At 36.5% G+C, this 8,386-nt stretch carries 5 protein-coding genes; all 5 read right to left on the bottom strand.

Annotated features, from left to right (window positions below; genetic code table 11):
- Nucleotides 1-51 precede the first annotated feature (51 nt).
- The 5 genes from U9K52_RS19640 to U9K52_RS19620 are packed head-to-tail and all read right to left on the bottom strand — an operon-like array spanning nucleotide 52 to nucleotide 8,181.
- Nucleotides 52-1,440: a glucoamylase family protein gene (locus tag U9K52_RS19640; RefSeq protein WP_322927830.1), complete on the bottom strand. Its 1,389-nt coding sequence runs from the start codon at nucleotides 1,438-1,440 to the stop codon at nucleotides 52-54.
- Nucleotides 1,441-1,457: 17 nt separating this feature from the next.
- The gene (locus U9K52_RS19635; protein WP_323673820.1) at nucleotides 1,458-2,846 is read right to left on the bottom strand and encodes a glucoamylase family protein; all 1,389 of its coding nucleotides are present in this window, start codon (nucleotides 2,844-2,846) and stop codon (nucleotides 1,458-1,460) included.
- A 45-nt stretch (nucleotides 2,847-2,891) separates the two neighbouring features.
- Complete coding sequence (locus U9K52_RS19630; RefSeq protein WP_263602764.1) at nucleotides 2,892-3,872, bottom strand: LamG domain-containing protein; 981 nt, start codon at nucleotides 3,870-3,872, stop codon at nucleotides 2,892-2,894.
- Between the two features lie 18 nt (nucleotides 3,873-3,890).
- Nucleotides 3,891-5,354 carry a RagB/SusD family nutrient uptake outer membrane protein gene (locus U9K52_RS19625; protein ID WP_248393935.1) on the bottom strand — a complete coding sequence of 488 codons (1,464 nt, stop codon included), beginning with the start codon at nucleotides 5,352-5,354 and terminating at the stop codon, nucleotides 3,891-3,893.
- A gap of 10 nt (nucleotides 5,355-5,364) precedes the next feature.
- Entirely contained in the window at nucleotides 5,365-8,181 is a 2,817-nt protein-coding gene (locus U9K52_RS19620; protein ID WP_263602762.1) for a SusC/RagA family TonB-linked outer membrane protein, read from the bottom strand.
- Nucleotides 8,182-8,386: the final 205 nt, after the last annotated feature.

Below are 8,386 nucleotides of genomic sequence, written 5' to 3'. Positions count from 1 at the left end.
AGAAACCCAAAAAATAGCGAGTGCGGAAAGCGGGAAACAGCTTCTGAAAAATTATTTAATATTATATTTTTCTGATCTGAAGCTTAATTTCTTTAATCCCTGTTGAATTTCAGGAGCATTCATGAATAATTTCCATAAAAATCCGGTTCTGTAATTTTCAATCATGGGTGCAATGGTACCCTGATCTATTGCGAGATATCTTGGGGTAAACCAGTTGTCATAATTGATTGAAGTTGCATCATAAGGTCCGGCAGAGCCAATAAATTCAGGTTTCTGCGTATAGATGAACCTTAAAAAATCCATGGATTCTTTCGGTGTGTACGGAAAACTGCTTAGTGCGGCGGTAGGCGTAATTACCCCTCTGTCATTTTTTGGAAAATGTGCGTCGTATCCCGCAGTTCCGTCGGCATTTCTGGAGTAACTTGCCGTAAGTCCCCAATAGTTTGGTCCGTATCCTTTCCATTTTTTAGGATTTTCAACACAGTAATTATAATCGATCAGTACCTGGTTCTTATTAAGGTCAAAATAATTTTTGATTAATTTGTCTGAAAGGTTGCTGGGGTCCAGACCGATATAGGAGTAATGCGCCCAGAATAAGGGACCTCCGTATTCTTCGGCGCCGTTATGCTTTACGTATAAAGGAAGTCCGTATTTTGTTTTGTCTGAAAGATAGGTTCCGTTTCTTGTCCAGCCTTTGTAATAGGTTTCCGCATCAATTGGATAAGTCGGTGACGATGCCGCTAAAATATAGGTAATCAGGCATTCGTTGTAGCCTTCAAGTGGAAAATTCATTTCCCATCCATAATTGGGTGACCAATGCCAATATAATACTTTTTCCCCACCTTTGGTATACCAGTTCCACTGAATTCCTTTCCAGAGATCATCACATTTTTGGGCTAGCGCTTTTTCTTCGGCATTTCCGTTTTTGAAATACTCGCGCACCATTAAAATCCCCGATGTTAAAAATGCCGTTTCTACCAGGTCTCCGCCATTGTCTTTTTTGCCGAAAGGAACTGTTTTACCGGTTTCACCGTTGATCCAGTGTGACCAGGCTCCCTTGTGGCGATCTGCTTTTGCAAGAAAATCCATCATTACGGTTAATCTTTTCACCGCTTCTTTTCTTGGTACAAAACCTCTTTCAACGCCCACCAAAACGGTAGCCAGACCAAAGCCCGAACCACCGGTGGTAATGACATGTTTGTCGTTATCGGGGTAAATATTGTCTTCATGATAACGCTCGCGTCCAAGCTTAGAGTTGGGTTCTGCGTAATCCCAGAAATATTTTAATGCATCTTTCTGCACCCTGTCCATTAATTGTTCATCTGTGATATCATTCTTCACGATTTGAGGTTTCGAGGTCTGCTGTTGCGGAGCCTGCGAATTTTTGCATGAAACCGTGAATAAAGATATTAAAGCGATAGATGCTATTATCCTCTTCATAATTTAATTTTTATTTTTTAAAATCCATACTGTGTAGAGTGGAAGCCTAGCTTAATAAGCCCCTGTTTCACATCTGGAGCATTCATAAACAGCTGCCATAAAAACTGATTTTTATAGTTTTCTACCATTGGCGCGATTGTACCCTGGTCTATCGCCAGATATCTTGGCGTTACCCAATTGTAATGAACCGAGTATGCATCGTATGGCCCTGCAACACCAATATATTTGCTGTAATTTTCATTATATAAAAATCTAAGTACATTCATACTTTCAGCAGGTGTATAAGGCATATCTGATAGTGCTGCTGTAGGCGAAATAACACCTAAATCATTATTTGGCTGATGAGCAGCATACCCTGTAGATCCGTCCGTATTTCTTGAATAACTTGCGGTAAGTCCCCAGCTTTTTGAATTGTACCCCAGCCAACCTTTAGGGTTTGTTAAACAGTACTGATACATAATTCTGGCGTGGTTAGTAGTTGCTTCTCCATAATTTACATATTCGTCAGAAAGTCCCCTTGGGTCAAGGCCTAAAAAAGAATAATGTGACCAGAACATCGGCCCTACTGTTCCATTTGCTCCGTTATGGTTTACAATAACCGGGATTCCATATTGCGTGGCGGTACTTTTAATGTTTCCGTTTCTAGCCCAACCCTGTTGATAAACGGGCTTATCTATGGAATAATTTGGTGAAGCAGCAGCCAACACATAGGTAATCAATGTTTCATCAAAGCCCTTCAGCTGCATATTCATCTGAAAATTATAATTTGGCGACCAATGCCAATAGAGTACATTTTCTCCTTTTGTATACCAATTCCATTCAATTCCTTTCCATAGAGTGTCTGCTTTTTGAGATAGTGCTAATTCTGAGGTATCAGAAGAATTTTTAAAATATTCCCTTACACAGATTAGACCTTGTGCCAAAAATGCCGTTTCCACAAGATCTCCTCCATTATCCATTGTACTAAACGGAATAACCTGTCCGGATGTTCCGTTCATCCAATGGGGCCATGCTCCATGGAAGCGGTCGGCATTCTGTAGAAAGTTAAGTGAAGTTGTAAGTCTCGAAACAGCCTCTGCTCTTGAGATATAACCGTTTTTAATTCCTACCAGAATAGTCATCAATCCGAAACCTGATCCTCCTGTAGTTACCACATTTGCATCCTGAGATGTATTATCGGTATGGTATCTTTCTCTGGCCAGCTTTGAATTCGTTTCTGCATAATCCCAAAAATATTTTAAAACATCTTTCTGAACCATTTCGATAAGTTGTGGATCTGTATAATTGTTGGGTGTTTCGGTATTACCACCCCCGATTGGTGTTCCGGAACTTGCCGGTGTATCATCTGAAGAGCAAGAATTTAATAAAATTCCGATGAATACTATTGAAGCTATCATTTTTCTCATATTCAAATATATAAAAAAAGAGCCTAATTACAGGCTCTTCTAAGATTATCTTCCGTCTTTTTCAAGTTTATATAACGCGATTACATCAGAACTTTTCAAAGCCACATTATATATCCTGAATTCATCCAGCTGTCCAGCGTAACTTGTTGCCCAGTCCTGCTGTGATCCGTTATTTTGCGGTGGTACGGTTTCAAATTGGTGTGATCCAAAAACCACTTTTCCATTCGTTCCTCCCATTTGGAAGTTACCGTATCCGGGAGCATTGGCTGGATTGCTCGCACCGCCAGGATCTGAAGCAAACCATGTTGCAGCTCCACCAAGCTCTCCTCCAGCAGGAGAATAAGCAAATCCGTCAAGATTTTTGGCTGCTTCACCGTCTTGATATACATAACATTTGCTTGTGCTAGCATCATAAGCGAAAACTATATGAACCCATTTTCCTTTATATCCATCAAGGTTTGCTATAACACCCTGTCCTTTCCAAGAAACTCCTGTTCTGCTATTTTCAACACCCAATTTAAGTCTTATCCTGTTTGGTTTGGATGCATCCGGATTTTCTAAGAATAGATTAATACCTCCCCAGAATTCGGTTGGACGAACTATAGTAAAAATACCTTGTGCACCTTTACCTTGTCCCGGAGTTGCAGGATCTACCGTACCATCACTTTTCATCCAGAAAGCAATTGTAAAACTATTCAGACCTGTAATCGCAGTTGTAGCATTAGCAACAGAATACTTCATTTCTGAGGAAGAGCCATTATAAGCCATTCCTTTTACACCTGAGGTATACGCAACACCCTGTGGCATTTGCCCCGTAATATTATTTATTTTATCACTTAAGTTATTTTCGAAACTTAATTTTGCAACAAGATTACCGGATGCTACTTCGTCTGAATTTTGATATCCTCCGATAGAAGAATATGGTATTGGCGGATTGTCTTTGTCAATACTATCTTCACAGCTGATAGCAGTTATACTAAATAAAAATGCTGCTGCTATATATTTAATTAAATTTATATTTTTCATCTGTATACATTATTAATATTAATAACCTGGGTTTTGCTGAGACATTCCCTTTGATTCATCGATAAATGACTGTGGAATTGGAAATAATTCATGTCTACCAACAACAAATGTTTTACCATTTGCAGCCATAGCAGCTTGTGCTTGTCCAGTTCTTACAAGATCAAACCAACGATCATGCTCAAAAGCTAATTCTAATCTTCTTTCATTCCAAATAGCAGTTCTCATGGCAGCTTGGGTAGTAGCGGTAGTATTTGCAAGCCCTGCTCTTGATCTAACTTGATTTAAATATGTTGCAGCATTATTAGTCTGCCCTGTTTCATTTAGAGCTTCAGCCTTCATTAATAAAACTTCTGAGTATCGTAAATATCTAATATTTGCGTCGGAATCATCCGAACCAGTAAATGCAGATGAATAAGCTTTGTAATTATAATACGGGTTTTCCACAGTAGCTGGAACTACTCTACCATCGTATAAGGTTGAGTTTCTGAAAATAATTGTAGCATCTCTTCTTTCAGTATCTCCAGCAGCATTGAAAGCATCTACTAAGCTTTGAGATGGTGTATTAAAGCCCCAACCCCAGCCACCAGCTCCTCTAGCGCCCTGAACTTGTGAATATTGCTGAATACCAGGCATTGAAGCGCCACCAAAACCTTGAATCTCGAAAATAGATTCTGCATTATTTTCTCCAGATACCTTGTATATATCCTGAAAATTTGGAGTCAATGAATAACCTACTACCTGATCGCAATTTTCCGAAACTTTTTGCCAGTTTTTCTGATATAAATAAACTTTAGCTAACAAGGCATAAGCGGCTCCTTTACTAGCCCTGCCCACATCGGCCCCAGAATATGCACTCTTTGCAGGCAATGCGGCAATTGCATCTTCTAAATCTTTAACAATAAATGCATAAACCTCCTCTTTTGATTTTCTGGTTAATAACATCTTACGATCTTCCTCATTGTTTGAATCTGCAATTCTATCAACAATTGGAACTCCTCCCCAACCTTTAACAAGTGTAAAGTACATAAATGCTCTTAGGAATTTTACTTCACCAATTAATCTGTTTCTTAACTGCGGATTTGCCTGATCAAGCATAGGAATAAACTTGAGAGCTTGATTCGCTCTATTTATACCTTTATAGTTAGCTCTCCAAACTTCGTTAAAAGATCCCGTAGTGGGTGTGATATTTAAAGCATCTATTAAATCTTTATCTGAACCTGAATCTCCAGGAGAAGAACCTTTATCTGCATCATCAGTAATTATACTTGTAATACCAATCCATGAGAAGGTACTCATATCCCAATCTAAAAACTTTGCGTATACAGCTGTTACAAAGCTTTTTGCTCCTTCATCATTATTATATAAAGATAAATCTTGAGTAGATACACTTGCCGTTGGTGTAACATCCAACTCATCATTACAGCTATTCAAAAATAATCCTGACAAAGCTATAACTGATAATATTATTATTTTTTTATTCATGACTTACAATTTAAAATTTTACATTAACCCCAAATACAAATGATCTCACAGTTGGATATGCATCTAATTCAATACCTGCACTTCCGTATGGATTATTATCTCCTGGTAATTCAGAAGTAAATCCTGAGAATTTTTGGCTTATAAAAGGATTAATTGCATTTACATATAAACGTATTGTTTTAATTGATTTTAATTTTGTATCAATATTATATCCTAAAGTGATATTATTTACTCTGAAAAAATCTCCAGACTCTAAATAATAATTAGATGCGATCGGAACTGAATTAAATGGAGCCGGGTTTTCAGCTGAAGTATTATTTGGAGTCCAAAAATCATTTGCAACATTGTACTCTATATTTTCTCCAGAAAACCTTTGTGCCTTTTTACCATTATAAACTTTAAAGCCAAATGCTCCATAACCATTTACTGATAAATCTACATTTTTATATTTTAGATTGATATTAATACCTAAAGTAGATTTAGGAATATAAGATCCGAAGAATTTTCTGTCATCTGCATCTGCCGCACCGCTTTTACCATCTCCATCAGTATCCACGTAAATAAAATTTCCATTAGCATCATATCCAGCTACTTCCCATAAATAAAAGCTTCCCAGAGACTGCCCTAGTGTTTTTTCTGATAAAAGTTTTGTCCACTGTCCATTTCCTAAGCTCCCACCATTGATGTCATTTACATTTTCATCACCAAGCTTATCTAAAGTATTTTTATTAAATGAATAATTTGCATTGATTGAGTAAGAAAAATCCTGACCAATTCTATCTCCCCAACCTAAAGATATCTCAATACCTTTATTTGTAACTTGACCTAAATGAGAATAACCTGCTTCTTCCAAACCTGTAGTACTAATAGGTGTAGCCTGGAGAATTAGATTATCAGTAACCTTTTTATATAAATCAATTGTCCCTGTTAATCTTCTATCCAACATCTCAAAATCTAGCCCAATATTGCTACCTTTAACTATTTCCCAAGATAAATTCGGATCAAAATATCTTACCAATGTTGTTCCTCCATTATTCGCAACTCCATTGAAGTAATAATTGTAATTTTGACCTGTTGCGAAAGGCAAGAAGTTAAGTGGTACATTTTGGTTTCCTAATTTACCCCAGCCACCTCTCAACTTTAATAGATTTAAGAAAGAAACATCTTTTAAGAAATCTTCTTCAGATACAACCCAACCAGCACCAAAAGAAGGGAATGTTCCCCATCTGTTATCTTTTGTAAATTGAGAAGAACCGTCTCTTCTTATAGTTGCTGTCAATAAATATTTATTCATTAACTTATATTGAGCTCTTCCGAAATAAGATAATGTTCTAGCATCATTTGCTTTTACTGAGTTTAAGGTAGCCAAATTATTACCTGCATAATTAGTACCGTCAAGATTCCAGTAATTACTGTTTTCTAAGACATTATTTCTTGTATATGCTACAGATTCTGCTCCAGTAAAGACTGTAAGTTCAGTACCTACCGTAGCCTCAATATCATGAACTCCAAACTTTCTATTATATGTTAAATAGTTTGTGATTGCATAATTAAAATCATTTGATCTATTATTTGTTAAAGTATTGATTGGATCAGATGGATTATATTGGGCTAAAGTTCTTGTAGGGTCATTAGCTAGCCAAATCTGTCTGGTTGGAGTATAGTTATAGCTTTTTGCGTTATTATACTGTCCTGAAAACTGTCCTGTATACTTAAGTCCTTTAAATATATCTACATCTAATTTTGCACTCCCTTGTAACTGAAAATCATTATTTCTTTGATTATTGAAATTTAATTGTGCAACCGGATTACCAACATTATTAAATGAAGAACCTGTTGTCGAAGCAAAACCATCTGCTCCTACAAAAGAAACACCATACTGCCCCGTTCCAAAATAAACAGGAACTATAGGCGATTGCTTATAAGCAGCAGTAAAAGCACTTAATGGTTTTGGAGTGACATTAAAAAAAGCAACACTTAACGTCTGAGTAAGCGTTACACCTTTGGCTATTTTAAACTCATTGTTGGTTCTTACTGTAGTTCTGTTATAATCTGTACCTTTAAGAATTGATTTTTCATCATAATTACTTGCACTGAAGAAATACTTTGCATTTTCTGAAGAACCTGAAACTGAAACATTATGTTGATTGTATATACCTACTCTTGTTATTTCATCAAACCAATCTGTATTTACAGGTTGATCCTGAGAAAATTTCGTAGTTCCTAACGCTGTATTAGTATAGTAAGAAAACAGATTACTACCAGCCATTTTCACCTTTTTAAGAGGTGTTCTTACTCCTATAAATCCATCATATTCTACAGAAATACCTTTACCTCTACCACTCTTTGTAGTAATGATTACAACTCCATTTGCTCCTCTATTACCGTAAATTGCTAAAGCTGATGCATCTTTTAGAACGTCGTAAGTAAGAATATCATTAGTATTGATATTAGAAATACCACCAACCATCATTCCATCTACCACATAAAGTGGTTCTCTTCCACCAAGTGCTGTTCCTAAACCCCTAATAACAATTGAAGGTGTTGAACCGGGCAAATCCGATGCAGAAACCTGAACACCAGCAGCTTTACCTTGAATAGCCTGAGTTGGATTTAACACTTTTGTTTTGCTGACTTCTTCCGCGCTAATAGAGCTAATTGCTGCAGTATTGTCAACTTTCTTTCTACTACCATATCCAATCATCACCACTTCCTCAATCTTCTGTTCTTTCGCAACAGTATCATTTGGTGTGGTTTGTGCATTGACATTCATACCGAAGTATAAAACAGCAATGAGACATGAATACTTTAAATCACGTTGTTTCATATAGTTATTTTTTATTCGTACAATCATAGTGATGGAAAAAATGCCTGATTTTTTCCTGCTTATCATGAAAATATCGCATATTCTCACAAAAAGACATTAGTCAAAATTATAAAAATATCTTGAACAATGTTAATTTTACTTAATGTTTTTATACTTTAGTTAAATCATCAATTTGTATAAAATAGAGATAATATTTCCATTTTAA

Origin of the sequence: Chryseobacterium sp. MHB01 (genome assembly GCF_034651565.1) — a bacterium.
GTDB lineage: Bacteria > Bacteroidota > Bacteroidia > Flavobacteriales > Weeksellaceae > Chryseobacterium > Chryseobacterium nepalense.
Note: the sequence above shows the minus strand (reverse complement) of the source record. Positions and strands in the feature narration are given on the sequence as shown.